Genomic DNA, 19,145 nt, shown 5'->3' on the forward strand with positions numbered 1-19,145 from the left:
AAGAAAATGCTTAGGGCGTTCGATGTTCTCTTATTCCTTAGTTACCTTAAATATACCTCAGTGATTTCTGGCCTAAAATGCCCCATCTCTTGTGAAACGGTCTCTAATGCTATTTGATATGGATATTGGTTAAGTATCAGTTCTAATAGTCTTTCTTGTGCGTAGCTATGCCTGAGTCCATGTGCGCCATTGGAAAATGAAAGCGTACGGTTTGATGCTTTATTAAATGAATCCGACCACTTTTTTCCACCTCCAATATCGTAGCGCTGCAAGTAGTTTATTTTTCTATCAACAACAGTGGTAGGTTGTTTAAATTTACGAAGTTCTAATTTAGCTGATAAATCGTGAGGTATTAGTACTTCGCGTGTTAAGCCTCCTTTGCCTGTCACGGTATATAGCACACCGTTTCTACCAGACCATTTTGAATCAAAAGCTGGTCGTTTATCTGCTTTGCGTTCTTCAACTTTGGCTATGGTCAACAATTCATGTGCACGAAGCCCCGCAGAGAGTGCTATTTGTGTTGATAATGAATATTTAGACGTTTGGTGCTTACTTATTATTTGTGCTTGCTCTGTGGTGTAGGAACGTGATTTAAGAATTTGCTGATTAATTGATTTAATAACAGGGAGTGTTTGCTTATCTTTAAGTTTGCCGTTTAGCCTCATCATTGCTTGTATAGCTTGGCGCTCCATATCCAGTGACTTTTGACCCACTATTTCTTTACGGTAATCTAAATAATTGAGTGCTTGATCGATGGTCATTGCCTGAATACCGTTTATGCCAATATCTTTAGCCCAAGAGGCAACGGTGTTAAGTGATTGCTCGTAGTTTCTGGCAGTTCCAAGAGACTTTATAAGCTTACTTTTTGTAAGCCCTTTTATGACATTGTGTGCTTGAGTTTTTGGTTTCGCAAATTTAGCCATGTTTTTTAATCCATCTTTGAATTGTTGACCAATGAGCATTGATACCTTTACGCTTTAGCCAGCGCTGAAGCTCGACAATGTTTGATCCTTGCTTGTAAATTTCTATTAGCTCGAATTTATGTTTATCAAGCTTAGATGTTTTTTTACGGCTTCCTGCGATTAACTTACTTTCAAATTTTAGTTTTTGGACTTCGATTAGGGCATCGAATTTCATGGTATGACTCCAGTCGTATTAAGGTTGTAAGATTGACTGGCAATAAAGCTCAGCGGCACTTAAGCCTATTCGCCCCTGTTTTTCGCATATGCGAAAGGCTCGGACTGATCTCGCCTGATTATTAACCTCATTTCTACGTGTTGTCAGCAGCTGGAGTGCGCCGTTTTTGATTGGTTACTACCTTTGAAAAGATAGTATTTACCTCGTTACTACGTGTTGAAGGCAGCAGAATAGCGCCTGTTTTTTCTGGCTCGTTAGAGCTTCAGTAGCAATAAGATTACCACTTTAGAAATATTTTTCAATCTGCAAATAAAACCTGCGTATAAGAGTATGAGTGTGTTGTCCCCCGCTATGTGTAAGCCGATTTCCGGCTTCGACATAGCGGGGGACAGGGGCGAAGCCCCAATGTTTAAAGAGAGGCTATTGCTCATGATGCCTCTATTTAATAAAAAAAGTTTTAGTTGCTTTTGGGTTTTAGTTGCACCCACGATTTTCCTTGCTTTCTAAACACACTTGCCTTTTCAGTACGCCAACCACTTGTAACAAAGCAGTCTAAACAAAACATTGTAAAATATGATGAATCTTTTAGTGGGCCATCAATTATATACTCTTCTTCTGTTAAAGGGCATGTACAAATATCACACTGTGATTTAAAAATATGTAAATCATAGTCACTACTTGCCTTGGTTTCCAAATTAAATATTTCTCTAATTTTTCTTAGTGGGTCTGGTTCTGGTATTATAACTGCACCTAGGTGATACGGAGTTATTCGCTTAATTATTTGCATAACAAGTGATTCGTTTACTTCAAAATAGTCTATTAAACTATTATATGGACTTGTTAAATCTGCTTTTACCCACCTTGAGTTATCCATCACCATTATCGGTTTGTTACTTTCAACTTTGAAAACTTTATAGCTCAATCCAAGATCAAATAAAATATCAACGTGTCGATCATCTGTATAGTCACTAGTCATCAAATTCAATAAATTAGATATATTGCCATCGTAATATTTATTTAGTATGTACCTTAAGCTGTGAACTTTTTTGTCAGATGCTAGGAAACCGACATATGCTAACTCTTCATTATTTTGAACTTCGATAGAAAAACTTGGCAAGTACTCTAAAGAACAGTCTTTAAGGAAGAATAAATAAATCGCTAATACTCCTGAAGATGAGTTACACATATTTATTTTAATGGAACTATTTTTTGGTAACTCGTCTAAAATGCTGAGAATTTGAGTTCGCCAAGGTTGATTATTAGCTAGAGATCTTTTTAATGATTTTCTAAGGTGCTCGACCTCCGAACTGTTGCTTAAATTTACATTTTTTTCAAATGCCGCTGAGAAACGACTGCTTTCTTCAACTTCGCGTGCTATTTCCTTATCAGTAAGGAGCTCATTATTTTTGAATGTTCCAAACCTTAAGGTTTTTAATATTTCAAACTCATATTTTTGAATTATATCTGAAAACTTTTGAGCATTACCAATTGAAAAATGACCTTCAGAGGAAGGTTGCCAAATTGCATTGCAAAAGCGATCGTAATTTTCGTCAATAGAGTCATTTTTAATCTCCTCAAAATCTAACTCTAACTCCGAAGCGCAACTTTTAACTTTTTCAAGATAAAATGTATGAGGTTGTAACTGGTGGACAACATAAACAGCGAATTCATAAACAGGTATACTAGGTAAGGTTTGGGGCATTGTCCCTGTAGCCTCATATAAAGTACTTGCCACTGATGCAAGCTCATGTTCAGAATAAGACTTGGGTACTTTCATTACAAATAATACATAATCTTCTAAATTCCCTCTTGTGAGACGTTCTTTAATTTCTTTAATTCCAGTATCTAAAGATTCAGAATCATCATAGAGGTATATTTCGTGCCAAGGTGCAATCATCCTACCTTGCGAATAATCTAATAGATTTATTGGAGAGGCGCTTATTGTGGTTGAGTTATCTATAGCTAATTGGATACCTAATGCCTCAATTGAGCTATCATGGACAAACCTCGAAAATGGAACTAATAACTCACCCCATTCAGTAGAGGCAACAATAACTCTGATTTCGTCATCCCTCACATTTAGTTTATTTTTAACTCCCTCTACATACTTATATATTTCGTGAATAGCTTCGCGCGATGACGCCTTAGATTTTTTTAGCTCTATTAAAACGTGCTTATTATTTTTATCTTTTGCATATAAGTCTATAAATCCTCGAGTGCCAAGTGAATGAGGAATATATTTCTCTTTATCAATCAAATGTAGACCGTCTTCTAAAGTAGCAATATTTTTACTCAAAAGTTGCTGAATATCTTTTTCCTTCAATTTAATCTCCTTTTCTTATTCAATTACCGGTGAAAGCTAAAATTATTTTTGATAAATCTTCTTCTTCACAATAAAAAAATGCTGTTGGTACTTCTAAGACTTTAGCCAGTGCCCGCACTGTTTGAAAGTCGGGTGAATGCACGCCTTTTTCGTACTGATTCATTCTAGGCGAAGCCGCAAACTGATCCATTCCCGCCAGTATTCCTAGTTTTTTTTGCGAAAGTCCTTTTGCTAGTCTTGCCTCTTTTAGCCGTTTTGGAAACGGTGAACCATCATTCGTTTTCATTATATTTAATTCTTAACTTGAAAACTAAGAGTTTCTTAGCTTTAATGTGTTCACGATACTAAGGAATACTTAGATAGAAGCGAGTGAAGCAAATGTTGTGGAAAGCAGTTAAGTTTTTAGGAGCCGTTACGGTTGATATTTTGCTGGATGTTGATGATAAGTCTGAGCAAGATAAGTTCATTGATGAATACAATGATGGAACTGGAAATGTCGATCATTGTGGTGATAGCTACACAGAGCAAGAAGCGCGAGACGCGCATAGCCGTGGTGAGTTCTACAAATAGTTTTGACAGTTGCTCTGTTAGGTGCAATTGTTAGGTGGGTTTTTACACAAAATATAGGCTACGCAGTTGAAAAGCTGCGTAGTTTTTTATGATTAATTTTAACGTTTATGCATTTTTACCCGCGATTGATTTTTTATATATCAAGTTGCAAGGCCAAGATAATAGTCGGGATAAGTTATTATCAATCAGGGATAACTTAAGTAAGCTTAATGAAGCACAAGTACTTAGTGAGCTACTTACCTTAGACTTCATGTTTTACGATTATAGTAACGAGCAATCAGAGGTTTGGAATATACAACTAGAGTCTTTTTCATCGTTTTATAATCGTTCAGAAAAAGTGAAGAAGTTTGATAATTACTACCCTGAGGCGCATGTTCAATCAGTGTTTAAGTGGATGCTTATGCTTTGTGATGATTGTAGTGATAGTTTGAAAACCCATCGTTCAGTAATTCATTAAACGGCACAAACAAAATTTAAAGGGATTTATTATGAAAAGAATTGGCGATTTAGAAATTTATGTAGGTACTAAAGAAGAATATGAGCTTGCCAAATCAAAGGGTATGAAAATTGTTTGTGCTTTAAATAGAGCAAATGGCTATGTAACCCACCAATCTGTTGTTGGTTGGAGTGGCAAGGGATGCAACAAAGATAACCCTTACTACTTATTCAAAGAAACGGAGGAAGCGATTTATTTAAATATGATTGATGGTGATAACCCTGCATATGTAAGTAATGAAATGATCGATCCTGCGTTAGGCTTTATAAAAAGAGCTTTAGACAATGAAGAAAAAGTATTTATCTATTGCAGCTTAGGTGAATCTCGAAGCCCATCTATTGCTTTAATGTATTTACTTGAAAACGGTTTAATAGATAGGGAAGACGCGGATAAAGTATTTCGTGAAAACTACTACAGTGAATATAAGCCTAAATTTGGAAACTTGGGCTACATTCAAAAACGGTGGTTATAAATAGAGTGTTATAAAGCCCAATACCCGTTAGAGACTAAACTCCTTGATTTATACTCCTAAGTGATTTAAATTTATAAATAAGCATATGTTATATGCTTATTTATAACGCGAAGAAATTTCACTATTTAATTAAGTTCAGAACATTCTACCTATCACTTTCACAGTGAAAAAACAGGCGCTTACGAGCTGCCTTCAATACGTAACGAGGTACATACACGTATGTGTATGCAATTAAGCCATATCTATGTGGCGCATTTCTTCGCTTCTTTAACGTATTGGAGATTGTTATGCCTGGATATATTACCGCTCAACAAGCAGCTGCTTATTTAAGCTGTTCTACTCAACATATTTATAATATTCGTAATAAAAGTAAAGCCGCTTTAAAAGCGGGGGATCAGCAGTTGGCTAAAAAACTTTCGCCTGAAAGTATTAAGTTAGGTAACAAACTACTATTTGAAAAGTCGACTTTAGATACTTGGCTTCGAAAGTATGGTGACCGCACATAGCTTGCTAATATGGCAGGCATAAAAATTACACTTCTTGCCTGCCATGTTGATTACTTTTGACATAGGTATTTTTATTATGAATTCAGCATTACAGCCATTAGTGGTTGAGAATAAGTGTGCTCAGTTGCTTTTAACACAAAGATTATTTCAAACCACACCACCTAGAACACTTAGTGCAGATATAAAACATGAAGCACGTTATCGGTATGGTGATTTAGCGTTAAAAACTCATAAATATATTCAGATAAACCCTAAAAACATCGTGTTTTGGTTGGTTTTTGACATTGATGATGAAAACACTTTCAGCTGGGATGATAAGTTATTACCGCCACCGAATATAATTGTAAGTGGTTTAGACCGAGCTGATAGCTCTAAAGTAGTTGGTGGCGCGCATCTATTTTATGCAGTTCAATTTGTACCTTCATCAAATGCATCGCGTGAAAAACCAGTCAGGTTTTTAGATGATGTAAAAAAGGGGATGACATTGCAATTAGGCGCTGATGCAGACTATTACGGCCCTTTGAGTAAAAATCCTTTAAATTCGAGTTGGAATACATCTTTCCTTCATGCACATGAATACAGTCTAAATGAATTAAATAATTATTTAACTAAGGTGACAAAAAAACGCCGATATGACTTTGATTGGTCTTTGGTCGCTGAGTCGCGAAACTGTATGGTATTTCATGAACTCAGATTCATAGCATATGAACGCATTAATTATGCGAAAGAAAATTGGACATATGAGCAATGGGAAAGTCATTTATTTAATATTGCTCAGTCGTGTAATGAGTTCAGTTCGTCAGACCTTCCTAAAATCCACCCATTAAACCACTCCGAATTGAAAGGGATTGTTAAGAGTGTGGCTAATTTCACTTGGTTTAAATATAGCTCGTCAAATAACCGTGGGAGAGCCGGATTATTTTTACTGCATATTAAGATCGTAACTAAAAAACTTGCTCAACAGCAGGGGGCTAAGTTTACACACAAAGCACGTAGAACAAACACAGAGGAAAAAATTACTAGAGCAATAACGAAGATACAAAGTGAAGGGAAAAAGCCTTCACAGGTACTTATAGCCAACGAAATAGGAATGACTCGACAAGCTGTTGCTAAATATAAACATCTACTAGAAATATGTTAATTATGCTGCACATCAGGGTATTAGGAAATAAGATAGGGCATGATGTTACATATTAAAGTTATTTATCTAATAACTACATATGAACGAGCTGAATTAGCTGTAAGTAGTGAAGCTACATATATGCTACATGTATTAATAATATTTAGTGTGCGTGTAGCAATATGTATTTTATTTAAATTATAAGTACTTAATATTTAAATAAATTAATTGGTCGGTATGGAGAGATTCGAACTCTCGACCCCTGCCACCCCATGACAGTGCGCTACCAAGCTGCGCCACATACCGACTATGCGAGCAATATACGTATTTTTTTCGAAAAATCAATACGCTTTTGTTTGTTTGCACATTTATTAAACGAGCTGGGCAAAATAGTGCCCAGCAAACTCAATTAGCTAACCAATTATTGATCGATTTATACATTACGTCTCGTAGAATGGGTTGAGCATCTTTATTTGGGTGAATATTGTCGCTTAGCATTAGGCTGCTATCAGTGGCAACGTTAAGGACAAAAAACTCCATTAAATAGCTGTTGGTTTGTTCGGCTATTAATTTAAAGCTTTCGGTAAACATTTGTGTGTAGCGTTGCCCGTAGTTAGGTGGAATATAAATTTCCATTATGGCTACTTGCGCGCCACTTTGCTTGCTTTTATCAACTAGTGAAGTGAGGTTATCTTGGAGTTTTGTTGTAGGAAAACCACGTAACCCATCATTGCCGCCTAGTTCAATAAGCACATGACTTGGTTGGAATTCATCAAGTAGGCCTGCTAAACGTCGCAGAGCACCGCCTGTGGTTTCACCACTAATGCTGGCATTGATAAGTTGTATGTCTGTTTGTTCAGCGTCGTATTTATCTTGTAACAATTTAACCCAGCCTTGCTCTTGTTTTAAGCCATAGGCGGCACTTAAACTGTCACCTAATATTAAAATTGTGTTGTCAGCTGCTGCAGTAAGTGGTTTGATTACTAACAGTAAAACAAATAAAAAACGTAGGATTGAATGCATCATATGTCAGCGCTATCTCAATTAAATATAATTCAAGTTAAAGGTCTTTCTAAAACGGTAACTACCCTCGAAGGGGATTTACCCATCCTCAGCGACATCACGTTTAATGTCAAGTCTGGAGACTCAGTAGCAGTTGTAGGCACTTCTGGCTCAGGTAAATCTACGTTGCTAAGTTTATTGGCTGGTCTTGATCAATCAAGCAAAGGCGAAATTTATTTAGACGGTGCCCCTTTACATACCTTAGATGAAGAATCACGCGCTGCATTAAGGGCTGAGAAAGTAGGTTTTGTGTTTCAGTCTTTTATGCTAGTACAAAGCTTAACCGCACTTGAAAATGTGATGTTGCCAGCTGAACTTGCTGGCGATCATAATGCCAAGCAACAGGCTCTTGAGCTGCTTGAAAAAGTAGGTTTGAGCCATCGGGTTGAGCATTATCCGTCACAGTTATCTGGCGGTGAGCAGCAACGTGTTGCCATTGCTCGCGCGTTTATTGGCACGCCTAAGATTTTATTTGCTGATGAGCCCTCGGCCAATCTAGATAGCAAAAATGGTAAGTTGATTGAATCCTTATTGTTTGAACTCAATCAGTCACATGGTACTACGCTGGTTTTAGTGACACATGACGAAACACTCGCACAGAAGTGCCAGCATATTTTGCAAATAGAAGCAGGGCAGTTGGTAAAAGATACGAGTGAGGTTATTGCGAATGTGGGCTAAATTAGCATTAAAATTATTTAGTCGGGAGTTTCGCCGAGGCGAGTTAACGGTTATATGTGCCGCAATTGCATTAGCAGTTTTAACAGTTTTAACTTTATCCATGGTGACCGACCGCATAGGCCAAAGCATTGCACAAAAAAGCAGTGCTTTTATTGCTGCAGACCGAGTACTTGCAAGTAGTCATGCTATTCCTGCAGATTATTTGACTAAAGCACAAGAATATAACTTACAAACAGCCAAGCTTACATACTTCGATACCATGCTTTTTGCGAACGAAGAAATGCAATTAAGCTCAGTAAAAGCTGTGTCACCTGGCTATCCTTTAAAAGGTGAGTTAAAAGTTAAATCCAGCTTAACTGGCACAGTAGAAGTAGCCAATCAAGGCCCCAGTGTGGGGCACGTCTGGTTTAGTGAATCAGTTTTTTACGCTTTAAAAGTTGAAGTAGGCGATATTGTTGAACTAGGCGCTGCGCAATTTGTGATTGAAAAAGTATTAGTCGAGGAGCCGGATGCGCCGTTTAATATTTTTTCAAGTAGTCGTCGCGTGCTTTTAAATGAGGCGGATATTTCTGCTACACAAGTTATCCAGCCAGGTAGCCGCGTGTTTTATCGTCAACTTTACGCGGGCGATGAAGACGACATTAGCAACTTTTACGCTTGGCTAAAGCCTAAAATGAAGGAAAACCAGCAATGGTACGGCGTGAAAGACAGGCAGTCGCCTATTGCTAATAGCTTAAATCGTGCTGAAAGCTTCTTATTGCTGGCAGGTTTACTAGGAATAATTTTAGCAGCCGTGGCAATTGCGGTTTCAGCAAAACGTTATTGTGAGCGCCAGTACGATCCAGTCGCAATGATGAAAACCCTTGGCGGTAGCCGAACAACAATTCGTAAAATATATTTATTACACCTTTCAATGGTGTGTTTTTTGTCTGTGTTGGTGGGACTATTGATTGGCTACGGCTTACAAGAAATAGCGACTGGTTATCTTGCAAAATCGATGAACAATTCATTACCTGCTGCGAGTGCCAAACCTTGGTTAGTTGCTATTAGTACTGGTGTTATTTGTGCGGTGATGTTTTCGATAAAGCCACTTCTTGATCTATTTGATATACCGCCACTGCGCGTTTTACGCCGAAACCTAGGTGATAAACTACTGGTTAGTAAAGTTCATTTGGGTATGTCAGCTCTAACAGTATTTTTACTGATGTGGTTATTTAGTAATAACCTTAAAATAACGGCAATCTTGTTTATTTCTACATTAATTTTAATAGCGCTGTTATTTGGCCTTTCGCGACTGATATTTGGTGGCGGTCGTAAACTAGGCCTGCGCCCAGGAAGTAGCTGGTCGCTTGCGATTGCATCAATCCAAAAACGGGCTAATGCAAACGCGGTGCAATTAATTAGTTTCTCACTTGCGATTAAGTTGCTTTTGTTTTTAGTGGTATTAAAAAATGACATGATTTCAGATTGGGAATCTCAGTTACCCAGTGATGCACCTAATGCGTTTTTGGTGAATATAACGCAGTCAGAGTTACCAGAGGTAAATAGCTATTTAGCGCAGAAGAACATTCAAGTGTCAGAGTTCTACCCAACAATACGTGGCCGAGTTAATGCGGTAAATGGCGAGTTGGTAGCACGGGAAGTGTCACTGGAAGATAATGAGAAAAAAGACGAAGAGGCGCGTTCGGGTATTGGGCGTGAGCTAAATCTTACATGGCTTGCTGATGCACCTAGCCATAACGAGATTATTGATGGCCAATGGTTCAGTGACGGTGCCGTTGCGGAGGCATCTTTAGAGGAATCAATGTTAGCTAGGCTCGATGTAAAGATGGGCGATACACTTACATTTTTGATCGGTGCTCAGTCTTTTGATGCCAAAATTACCAGTGTACGCAAAGTTAATTGGGCAACCTTAAAGCCTAACTTCTTTATTATATTAAGCCCTGATGTTTTAGCTGATTTTCCTGCTACGTATATTTCTTCAGTTCGTATTGAAGGTGAGCAAAAGCGTGATTTCAGTGAGTTACTTCGTACTTACCCAACAATAAATGCCATTGACGTAGATAGTTTTGTTAAACAAATCCGCTCTACTATTTCACAAGTGTCCCTGGCCATAGGCTTTGTATTGTCAATTGTTGTATTGTGTGGTGCGTTAGTGCTTATCTCGCAAGTGCAAGCAAGTTTGGGTGAACGTATGCAAGAAATTGTTATTTTGCGAACGTTAGGCGCTAAGGGCAGGCTGATAAAAAATGCAACACTCTACGAGTTTTTACTGTTAGGGGCATCCGCTGGCTTTGTAGCTGCACTAATTAGTGATTTGGCTTTACTAGTAGTACAAAAGGAAATGTTTGAACTAGCAGGTAAGTTACATCCTCATATTTGGGTGTTAGGCCCATTGGCTGGTGGCATATTTGTGTCTGTATTGGGCTATATGATGATTGCTAGAACCATGCGTAAAAATACGCAAGGTCTACTTCGATCTCTCGCGTAATAAAGTAATTAAAGAATAGAAAACACCCGCAGTTGCGGGTGTTTTTGTATCTAAGGTTTAAAAACAAACAACGCTTGAGTCAAAATAATATGTTTACTGGTAATTTATACAGTGCTCTGGCATTATTGCGTTATTACCCTTTAAGTAACAGGTTTATAGTTGGCTATAATTTTAGGAATCGATCCTGGCTCTCGGTTAACAGGTTATGGTGTAATCGAGCACCACGGGGCAAAATTCAACTATTTGGGCAGTGGCTGTATTAAGTTAGCAGAGCATGAGTTTCCTATTCGTTTGAAAATGATTTATCAAGGTGTTAGCCAGTTAATAGAGCAGTTTTCTCCAACCACCTTTGCGATTGAAAAAGTGTTTATGGCACATAACCCTGACTCAGCACTTAAGCTTGGTCAAGCACGTGGCGCTGCAATTGTGGGGGCATCAATGGCGGAGCTTCCAGTGTTTGAGTATTCAGCTCGGCAAATAAAGCAAGCGGTAGTAGGCCATGGCGGGGCAGATAAAACACAAGTTCAACAAATGGTAAAAAACATTTTAAAATTACCTGGAACCCCCCAGGCTGATGCTGCTGACGCATTGGCTATTGCTATTTGCCACGCTCACTCAGAACAAAATTTAATAAAACTAGCGGGCAGTGCATCTAAAACCGTTAGAGGAAGATTAAGGAAATAATATGATAGGTCGTTTAAATGGCGTGTTAGTAGAAAAGCAGCCACCAGAGATTCTCATTGAGGTAAGTGGTGTTGGCTATGAAGTAAACATGCCAATGACATGTTTTTATGATTTACCCAATGTGGGTGAGTCGGCAATAATTTACACCCACTTTGTGGTAAGAGAAGACGCTCAGTTATTATTTGGTTTTAATAATAAAGTTGAACGTGCGTTATTTCGTGAACTCTTAAAAGCAAATGGCGTTGGGCCCAAACTTGGACTTGCGATTTTATCAGGTATGTCGGCGCAACAGTTTGTTAGTTGCGTTAATAATGAAGATGCAACTAGCTTGGTTAAATTGCCTGGCGTTGGTAAGAAAACAGCTGAGCGTTTAGTGCTCGAGATGAAAGATAGACTAAAAGATTGGGGTAATGACTTATTTACACCATTTAGCGATAATGCAGTGATTGAACCGGTTGCAAACGATACGTTGGTTGCAAATAATGCATCAGATGATGCCGTATCAGCATTAGTCTCTTTAGGCTATAAACTAGCTCAAGCACAAAAAACAGTTAAAGCTGTAAGTAAGCCGGGTATGTCTACAGAGAATCTAATAAAAGAATCTCTAAAATCAATGTTGTGAGTAAACCATGATTGAAGCGGATCGTCTTATAGACGCAAGCGAGCAAAGTAACGAAGACGTTGTTGATCGCGCCATTAGGCCAAAGTTGCTGGCTGATTACACTGGGCAGCCCCATGTAAAACAGCAAATGGAAATATTTATTGAAGCTGCACGCACGCGTGCTGAGGCACTTGATCATTTATTGATCTTTGGGCCACCGGGGCTTGGTAAAACAACGTTAGCTAATATTGTTGCCAACGAGCTTAAGGTAAATATTAAAACCACATCAGGCCCTGTACTTGAAAAAGCTGGGGATTTAGCGGCGCTTTTGACTAACCTTGAAGAAGGCGATGTGTTGTTCATTGATGAAATTCACAGACTAAGCCCGCAGGTTGAAGAAATCCTTTACCCAGCAATGGAAGACTACCAGCTTGATCTTATGATTGGTGAAGGCCCCGCAGCGCGCTCTATTAAGCTAGATTTACCTGCTTTCACCTTAATTGGCGCAACAACTCGTGCAGGCTCACTAACATCACCACTTCGCGACCGTTTTGGTATTGTGCAACGTTTAGAGTTTTATTCAGTTGCTGATTTATCAACTATTGTAGGCCGTTCAGCACATTATCTAGATTTAGAAATGTGTGAAGATGGCGCAATAGAAATTGCTAAACGCTCCCGTGGTACTCCTCGTATTGCCAACAGACTATTGCGCCGAGTGCGTGACTACACGCAAGTTAAATCAGACGGCACTGTAAACGCTGATGTTGCAGAGCTTGCACTTAACATGATTGATGTAGATAAAAGTGGCTTTGATTATATGGACCGCAAATACTTGCTCGCCATTATTGAAAAGTTTATGGGTGGCCCTGTCGGTTTAGATAACTTGGCTGCGGCTATTGGCGAAGAAAAAGAAACGATTGAAGATGTGATAGAACCATTCTTAATTCAACAAGGGTTTATTCAGCGAACGCCAAGAGGGCGTCTTGTCTCAGAGATAGCTTATGAACACTTTGGTTTATTGCCAAAGAAAGATTAAGTTTTGCAGATTGCATTAATTATACTTTCAACACCGAGTAGACTAATTAATGCGATTGACCCCATTAATGCATCTAGTTAGCTTATAAATCATCCTATTGCTCTGCTATGTTTAATCCGCTTGATTTAGTTCACATACTGTTAAGCAAGCAGCCCTTATCGTGTGTGCCAAAAGGAAATAAAAATTTTAGGCAAAAAAAAACCCGCATAAGGATGCGGGTAAACAACAAGTTGAAGGAAGTAATCCAGGGTATACAGCTTAAATTAACCATGTTTTATCATGGTGCTTTTAAGCAATGCAATACGAAAAATCAGAATCATATTGCTAAGAACAGTGCTTAATAACGTTTGTTATTACTGCGCCAGCTCGGTATGGAAGAATAATACGCAAAAGGTGCTTTTTGTTCAAACTAGAAAAATTTCTTTTTGGGATTAAAAAAACTAATGCGACAAAAAAAATCATTGGATCATTTTTAAACGTTATATCTTCTATGGGCTTGTATGGTGTTGTAATATATTGATTTATTATTAATAGATAAAACTGTTAATGATTAGTTTATTTTTGCAGCATGAATGGTTAACTGTTGTTTTGAGTGTTTATGCACTAAATATGAATAAAGCGTGTGTTTTAGCTGTTTTTTATATATAAATAAGCGCATTTAGAGCGAGCTTAAAGTTCAATGCGCTTAAAATACACTGGTTAATTTAGAATCAGATATACATTATTAAAGTGCAAGTTTGGGTTTTCACCGTTTTTTGCTGCTAATTCGTAGCAACATCGTTGTCAGTGAACAACACAGTGGATAAACTAGCGTGAACTATTGACTGAATTGATGGTCATACTCGCACATTATAAATGCGTACTTAACAAGAAATCGAATTGGGAGTTTATTGTGGGATCAGGAATTAATTTTGTAGATTTAATCCTCGAAGCAAGTGTATTGGTACAGTTAGTGATGTTGTCACTAGTGGGTATGTCAATTATGTCATGGGCCATAATTTTTCAGCGTAAAAAAGCAATTTCAGATGCATTAGTAGATGCAAAGCGTTTTGAACAAAAGTTTTGGTCAGGCATTGATTTAAGTAAGCTTTATAATGAAATTTCATCTCGTAGCCGAGTGACAGGAGTTGAAGCATTATTTATCGCAGGTTTTAAAGAATTTGCACGCCATAAAAAAACATCATTTCAAAGTGCAAGCATTGTAATGGAAGGCACACATCGTTCGATGCGAGTGGCACTTTCACGTGAAATTGAGAAGCTTGAATCTAGCTTATCATTTTTAGCGACAGTTGGTTCAATCAGTCCTTATATCGGTTTATTTGGAACTGTTTGGGGCATCATGAATGCATTTATTGCACTGGGTGAAGTGAAACAAGCAACATTGCAAATGGTTGCACCAGGTATCGCTGAGGCACTTATTGCTACGGCTATGGGTCTATTTGCGGCTATCCCAGCTGTTATTGCTTACAATCGTTTTTCTAATAAAGTAGAAAAGCTTGAATCAAATTACATTAACTTTATGGAAGAGTTTGCAAATATTTTACACCGTCAAGCAGCTACACAAATAGAGGCAAAAGCGAATGTATCAGCGTAAAAAGCGTCGACCTGTTGCTGAGATAAACGTAGTACCCTACATAGATGTAATGCTGGTATTACTAATCATATTTATGGCAACCGCACCATTAATTACTCACGGCGTGAAAGTTGACTTACCAAAGATGGAAGAGTCGGATTTGGTTGATACTAAAGATACACCGCCGATTATTGCTTCTATAGATGCACAAGGTAAGTATTATGTTAGTGTAGGCACCAACCCAGAAGAGCCTATGGAAGCGCTCGATGTTGCTGCTGTCATTAAATTACAATTAATGAAGAATCCTGAGACTCCAGTGATGATTAAAGGATCTGGTAAAGTATCTTACCAAGAGGTTTTATTATTGATGGATTTCTTAAAAAATGCAGGTGTTCCTTCGGTTGGTCTAATGACAGAGTCATTTGAAGGAAGTAAAAGCTAATATGGGTGCTTCAGTATTAAAATCAGTGTTGTTACACTTGCTTATTATTGGCGGGATTATAGGCTCGGCAAGTTTCCATATGCCTAGCCCACAAGTGTTAGAAGTTACACTTAACTCAGAGTCTATGCCTGAGGCCGATAATGCGGTTGCTGCGGTGACAATTGATCAAAAAATGGTTGAGCAAAAAATAGCTGAGCTAAAGCGTAAAGAAGATGCACAAAAACGTGCAGAAGATAAACGCATACGTGATCTTGAACGCCGTGCTAATAATGCCCGCAAACAACGCGAAGAAGAAGCAAGGCGTATTAAAAAGTTAGAGAACGAACGAAGAGCCAAAGAAAAAGAAACCGCTCAAGCGCAAGCACAAGCTAAAAAAGCGCGTGAAATTGAACAAAAAGAGCGTGCTAAAGCCCTGCAAGCTGAAAAGCAAAAGGAAGAAGCAGAGCAAGCAGCAAAAGCAGCAGCTGATAAACGTAAAGCTGAAGAAGAGGCTTTGAAAAAAGCAGAAGAACAGCGAGCGCGTGAAGAGCAAGAAGCAAAAGAACGTGCAGAAGCTGCAGAAGAAGCTCGCTTAAAAGCGTTACAAGAGCAAATGCTACAAGACCAGCTAGCACAAGAGCAGGCGGCGCGTAACAAGATTCGTCAACAGCAAGTGGTTGGTGAAGTGGAAAAATTTAAAGCTTTAATAATGGCGCGTATACAACAAAACTTTTTAAAAGACGTAAAGATGAAAGGCAAAGAGTGTCGTCTTAATATTCGTCTAGGGTTTAATGGCCTTGTGACACAAGTAAAATCATTGGGCGGAGATACATTAGTTTGCGAAGCTGCAATGCGTGCGGTACGAATGGCGGATACTCTGCCGGTATCTAAAGACCGTGATGTATTTGAGCAATTAAAGAATATTAACTTAACTATAGCGCCTCAATTTTAAAGGATTGATATGTTTAACCAGATAAAAACGGCTTGTTTTATTGTACTACTGGGATTTCATGGCATTGCCAGTGCAGCATTAGAGATCGTAATAACAGACGGTATAGATGGTGCACGACCCATTGCAATTGTTCCATTTAAGTACAATGGCATAGAGCCAATTCCCCAAAAGTTGAGCGATGTGATTGCTCAAGATTTAATGCGCAGTGGTAAATTTAAACCAATTAGTGTTAATGATATGCCACAGTTACCAAGTAAGGATGGTGATATTGATTACGCAGCTTGGGTTAACTTGGGCGTTGAGGCTATTTTAGTTGGCAACGTAGATCAGCAACCCGATGGTCGTTATCTAGTAAGCTATGAATTGATTGATGTGATCCGCGCCCAAATCACTGGCGGTGAAACGCAAATGATGAGTAATGGCAAACTTGTTAAAAGCCAAGACCATATTCAAGAAGCGCGTGAAAGTATTATTCCTGAAAACGGCTTTAGACGTTATGCACACAGAATAAGTGATGTTGTCTATGAAAAGTTAACGGGTGAACGAGGTGCTTTTTTAACAAAAATTGCATACGTTATAGTGCGTGATGAAGAACCAATGCCATATCAACTTGTTGTTGCTGATTACGATGGCTTTAATGAACAAGTTCTATTGCGTTCAAAAGAGCCACTAATGTCGCCAGCATGGTCACCAGATGGCACTAAGCTCGCGTATGTGACGTTTGAAAACCGCCAAAGCCAGATTTACATGCAAGACCTTTACACAGGTAAGCGTGAATTGATTACCAGCCATAAAGGGATTAATGGTGCGCCTCAGTTTTCACCAGACGGTACAAAGCTATTACTTGTGTTGTCTAAAGACAGAAACGGTGCCACCGAAGTGTACATGCGTGACTTAGGTACAGGCAAAGAAACACGCCTAACAAATCACCGCAGTATAGATACCGAACCATCTTGGCATCCAAATGGCCAAGATATTGTGTTTACCTCTGAAAGGGGTGGTAATGCTCAGATTTATAAGTTAAATTTACAAACTGGCAGAGCGCAAAGAATGACGTTCGACGGTGATATGAACCTCGCCGGTTCTATTACGCCAGACGGAAAAGAATTAGTGATGGTTAACCGTACACAAGGTCAGTACCATCTCGCTAAGAAAGAGTTGGCGAGTGGCGCTTTTCAGGTGTTAACTCGTACGCGTTTAGATGAATCTCCAAGTATTGCACCAAATGGTTCAATGATCATCTATAGCACGCTCCATAATAATAAACAGGTGCTAGCGCTAGTATCAATGGATGGTCGCTTTAAAGCACGCTTGCCTGTACTAAATGGAGAAGTAAAGGCTCCAGCTTGGTCGCCTTACTTACAGTAATAAATTGCTAGTTTATATAATATAGGAATCTACTCAATGCAACTTAATAAAATACTCAAAGGTCTGTTAATCGCAGTACCTGTAATGACTTTAGCAGCTTGTAGCTCATCATCAGATATTGATGAAGGTGCTGCAAACCAATCAAATCAAGGTACAACTGAGCAAACAGTGCAAAATGACACGGTTGAAGTGTCTACAATTTCGCCTGAACAACAAGCACAAGAAGAGCTTCGTCAAAAATACGAGTCACTACGTCAAGAGCAAGTTATTTACTTTGATTTTGATAAAGCAACAATTGAAGGCAAATATGCTGAGTTGTTACGTGCACATGCTGAGTTTTTAGTGCAAAATCCATCTGTTAAGATACTTATTGAAGGCCATGCAGATGAGCGCGGTACACCAGAGTACAATATTGCACTGGGTGAACATCGTGGTCAATCAGTTGAAAAATACCTACAAAGTTTAGGTGTTTCTGCTAGCCAAATGTCAGTTGTGAGCTATGGTGAAGAGAAGCCAATGGTTAAGTCTCGCACTGAATCAGCTTTCGCAAAAAACCGCCGTGCGGTATTAGTTTACTAAGATTAGAGACATTATGAAGCCGAAAATTATTTTGGCAGCAATGATCTTAAGCGGGAGCACCCAATTATGGGCTGCTCCCGCTCCTGTTTCAGATGCTGCAAACTCGCAATCAAGCGTTGAGAAGCGTTTAGCTGCTCTTGAAAAAATGATGCAATCACGCAATTTGTTGCAGGTAGAATTACAACAGCAACTCAATATTTTGCAAGATGAAGTCAGTCAAGTGCGTGGTATTACAGAAGAGCAAAGCTATAAATTAGAAAAAGTTCTTCAGCGCCAACGCGAACTTTATCAAGAAATTGAAAATCGTGTTAGCCAAGCATATTCACAACCAGCACAAACGCCGCAAGCAGACTACAGTGAGCCTTTAGCTACACAAACAATAAGTACTGATTTGTCAGAGAATGAAGCTTACGATCGTGCTGTGGCGTTAATAATGAAAGATAAACGCTACGATCAAGCCATACCAGAGTTTCAAGCTTTTTTAACTACTTATCCAGATTCTGTATATACCTCTAATGCACATTATTGGTTAGGGCAGCTGTTGTCGATTAAAAATGATTCAGCGCAAGCTTCAGAACATTTTAAAGTAGTCGTAAATGAATTTCCAAATTCAAATAAACGTCCTGATGCAATGTTAAAGCTAGGTACTTTGCTTAATGAACAAGGTTTAACAGAATCTGCGTTAAAAACTTTAAATGAATTGATCAACCAGTACCCAAGCACGACTGCTGCAAAATTGGCCGCAGAACGCTTAGCAAAAATGTAGAATGAGCTTGATTAGACTGCTTTTTGTCATAAGCGGTCTAAAATTGGTCAACTAGACATAAAAACTTAAAAAAAGAGACATTTTCTGTTGCACTCATTTTTTAAATAAGTATTATAAGCGCCCGCAGCAGAGGAATGGTTCAACCACTCAAATTGCGGCAAAAAGAGCGGGTCATTAGCTCAGTTGGTAGAGCAGTGGACTTTTAATCCATTGGTCGATGGTTCAAGTCCATCATGACCCACCATCTACTATTAATATATAAATAATAGATTGGTCTTTTATCGGCGGATTTACGTATTAGCGTTTAGTT

At 38.6% G+C, this 19,145-nt stretch carries 21 protein-coding genes and 2 tRNA genes; 17 read left to right on the top strand and 6 right to left on the bottom strand.

Going from position 1 to position 19,145, the window contains the following annotated elements; genetic code table 11:
• Positions 1–41: 41 nt before the first annotated feature.
• From ACFI4Z_RS15450 to ACFI4Z_RS15465, 4 genes are all read right to left on the bottom strand, one after another.
• Positions 42–923, bottom strand: coding sequence for a site-specific integrase (locus ACFI4Z_RS15450; protein ID WP_462671360.1), 882 nt, complete (start codon positions 921–923; stop codon positions 42–44).
• The gene (locus ACFI4Z_RS15455) at positions 916–1,137 is read right to left on the bottom strand and encodes a hypothetical protein (RefSeq protein ID WP_008136222.1); all 222 of its coding nucleotides are present in this window, start codon (positions 1,135–1,137) and stop codon (positions 916–918) included. Before ACFI4Z_RS15455 ends, ACFI4Z_RS15450 begins: the two co-directional genes overlap by 8 nt.
• Before the next feature lie 457 nt (positions 1,138–1,594).
• Positions 1,595–3,460 carry an endonuclease NucS domain-containing protein gene (locus tag ACFI4Z_RS15460; protein ID WP_462671361.1) on the bottom strand — a complete coding sequence of 622 codons (1,866 nt, stop codon included), beginning with the start codon at positions 3,458–3,460 and terminating at the stop codon, positions 1,595–1,597.
• A 19-nt stretch (positions 3,461–3,479) separates the two neighbouring features.
• Positions 3,480–3,746 carry a helix-turn-helix domain-containing protein gene (locus ACFI4Z_RS15465; RefSeq protein ID WP_462671362.1) on the bottom strand — a complete coding sequence of 89 codons (267 nt, stop codon included), beginning with the start codon at positions 3,744–3,746 and terminating at the stop codon, positions 3,480–3,482.
• Positions 3,747–3,838: 92 nt separating this feature from the next.
• On the opposite strand from ACFI4Z_RS15465, the gene ACFI4Z_RS15470 reads away from it, so the two are divergent.
• The 5 genes from ACFI4Z_RS15470 (at position 3,839) to ACFI4Z_RS15490 (ending at position 6,645) form a co-directional block, all read left to right on the top strand.
• Positions 3,839–4,030: a hypothetical protein gene (locus ACFI4Z_RS15470; protein WP_008137063.1), complete on the top strand. Its 192-nt coding sequence runs from the start codon at positions 3,839–3,841 to the stop codon at positions 4,028–4,030.
• Between the two features lie 88 nt (positions 4,031–4,118).
• Positions 4,119–4,487, top strand: a complete 369-nt coding sequence (locus ACFI4Z_RS15475; RefSeq protein WP_462671363.1) for a hypothetical protein — start codon at positions 4,119–4,121, stop codon at positions 4,485–4,487.
• 31 nt (positions 4,488–4,518) lie between these two features.
• Positions 4,519–4,998, top strand: a complete 480-nt coding sequence (locus ACFI4Z_RS15480) for a dual specificity protein phosphatase family protein (RefSeq protein ID WP_462671364.1) — start codon at positions 4,519–4,521, stop codon at positions 4,996–4,998.
• 287 nt (positions 4,999–5,285) lie between these two features.
• Entirely contained in the window at positions 5,286–5,504 is a 219-nt protein-coding gene (locus tag ACFI4Z_RS15485; protein ID WP_008137059.1) for a helix-turn-helix domain-containing protein, read from the top strand.
• A gap of 76 nt (positions 5,505–5,580) precedes the next feature.
• Entirely contained in the window at positions 5,581–6,645 is a 1,065-nt protein-coding gene (locus ACFI4Z_RS15490; RefSeq protein WP_462671365.1) for a replication initiation protein, read from the top strand.
• Positions 6,646–6,853: 208 nt separating this feature from the next.
• On the opposite strand, the gene ACFI4Z_RS15495 is transcribed toward ACFI4Z_RS15490, so the two are convergent.
• Positions 6,854–6,930, bottom strand: a tRNA-Pro gene (locus tag ACFI4Z_RS15495).
• A gap of 99 nt (positions 6,931–7,029) precedes the next feature.
• Complete coding sequence (locus ACFI4Z_RS15500; RefSeq protein WP_462671366.1) at positions 7,030–7,650, bottom strand: arylesterase; 621 nt, start codon at positions 7,648–7,650, stop codon at positions 7,030–7,032.
• Between ACFI4Z_RS15500 and ACFI4Z_RS15505 the strand changes: the two genes are divergently transcribed.
• From ACFI4Z_RS15505 to ACFI4Z_RS15560, 12 genes are all read left to right on the top strand, one after another.
• A complete protein-coding gene (locus ACFI4Z_RS15505) occupies positions 7,651–8,364 on the top strand; it encodes an ABC transporter ATP-binding protein (protein WP_462671367.1) in 714 nt (237 codons plus the stop codon).
• Positions 8,354–10,855, top strand: coding sequence for an ABC transporter permease (locus tag ACFI4Z_RS15510; protein ID WP_462671368.1), 2,502 nt, complete (start codon positions 8,354–8,356; stop codon positions 10,853–10,855). The genes ACFI4Z_RS15505 and ACFI4Z_RS15510 overlap by 11 nt, the downstream gene beginning before the upstream one ends.
• A gap of 159 nt (positions 10,856–11,014) precedes the next feature.
• Positions 11,015–11,539 (top strand): crossover junction endodeoxyribonuclease RuvC, encoded by a 525-nt coding sequence (ruvC, locus tag ACFI4Z_RS15515; protein ID WP_462671369.1) that lies wholly within the window; start codon positions 11,015–11,017, stop codon positions 11,537–11,539.
• Position 11,540: 1 nt separating this feature from the next.
• The gene (gene ruvA / locus ACFI4Z_RS15520) at positions 11,541–12,161 is read left to right on the top strand and encodes a Holliday junction branch migration protein RuvA (RefSeq protein ID WP_099295976.1); all 621 of its coding nucleotides are present in this window, start codon (positions 11,541–11,543) and stop codon (positions 12,159–12,161) included.
• 7 nt (positions 12,162–12,168) lie between these two features.
• Positions 12,169–13,176, top strand: a complete 1,008-nt coding sequence (gene ruvB / locus ACFI4Z_RS15525) for a Holliday junction branch migration DNA helicase RuvB (protein WP_394190621.1) — start codon at positions 12,169–12,171, stop codon at positions 13,174–13,176.
• 892 nt (positions 13,177–14,068) lie between these two features.
• Positions 14,069–14,770 carry a protein TolQ gene (gene tolQ, locus ACFI4Z_RS15530; protein ID WP_462671370.1) on the top strand — a complete coding sequence of 234 codons (702 nt, stop codon included), beginning with the start codon at positions 14,069–14,071 and terminating at the stop codon, positions 14,768–14,770.
• On the top strand, positions 14,757–15,191 hold the full coding sequence (tolR, locus tag ACFI4Z_RS15535; RefSeq protein ID WP_462671371.1) for a protein TolR: 435 nt from the start codon (positions 14,757–14,759) through the stop codon (positions 15,189–15,191). The genes tolQ and tolR overlap by 14 nt, the downstream gene beginning before the upstream one ends.
• A gap of 1 nt (position 15,192) precedes the next feature.
• Complete coding sequence (gene tolA / locus ACFI4Z_RS15540) at positions 15,193–16,122, top strand: cell envelope integrity protein TolA (protein WP_462671372.1); 930 nt, start codon at positions 15,193–15,195, stop codon at positions 16,120–16,122.
• Positions 16,123–16,131: 9 nt separating this feature from the next.
• Positions 16,132–17,490, top strand: coding sequence for a Tol-Pal system beta propeller repeat protein TolB (gene tolB / locus ACFI4Z_RS15545; RefSeq protein WP_462671373.1), 1,359 nt, complete (start codon positions 16,132–16,134; stop codon positions 17,488–17,490).
• 36 nt (positions 17,491–17,526) lie between these two features.
• Positions 17,527–18,069, top strand: a complete 543-nt coding sequence (gene pal / locus ACFI4Z_RS15550) for a peptidoglycan-associated lipoprotein Pal (RefSeq protein ID WP_462671374.1) — start codon at positions 17,527–17,529, stop codon at positions 18,067–18,069.
• Between the two features lie 13 nt (positions 18,070–18,082).
• A complete protein-coding gene (ybgF, locus tag ACFI4Z_RS15555) occupies positions 18,083–18,835 on the top strand; it encodes a tol-pal system protein YbgF (protein WP_462671375.1) in 753 nt (250 codons plus the stop codon).
• A 168-nt stretch (positions 18,836–19,003) separates the two neighbouring features.
• Positions 19,004–19,079: transfer RNA gene (locus ACFI4Z_RS15560), tRNA-Lys, on the top strand.
• Positions 19,080–19,145: the final 66 nt, after the last annotated feature.

This window comes from Pseudoalteromonas sp. RWi3, from assembly GCF_054960735.1.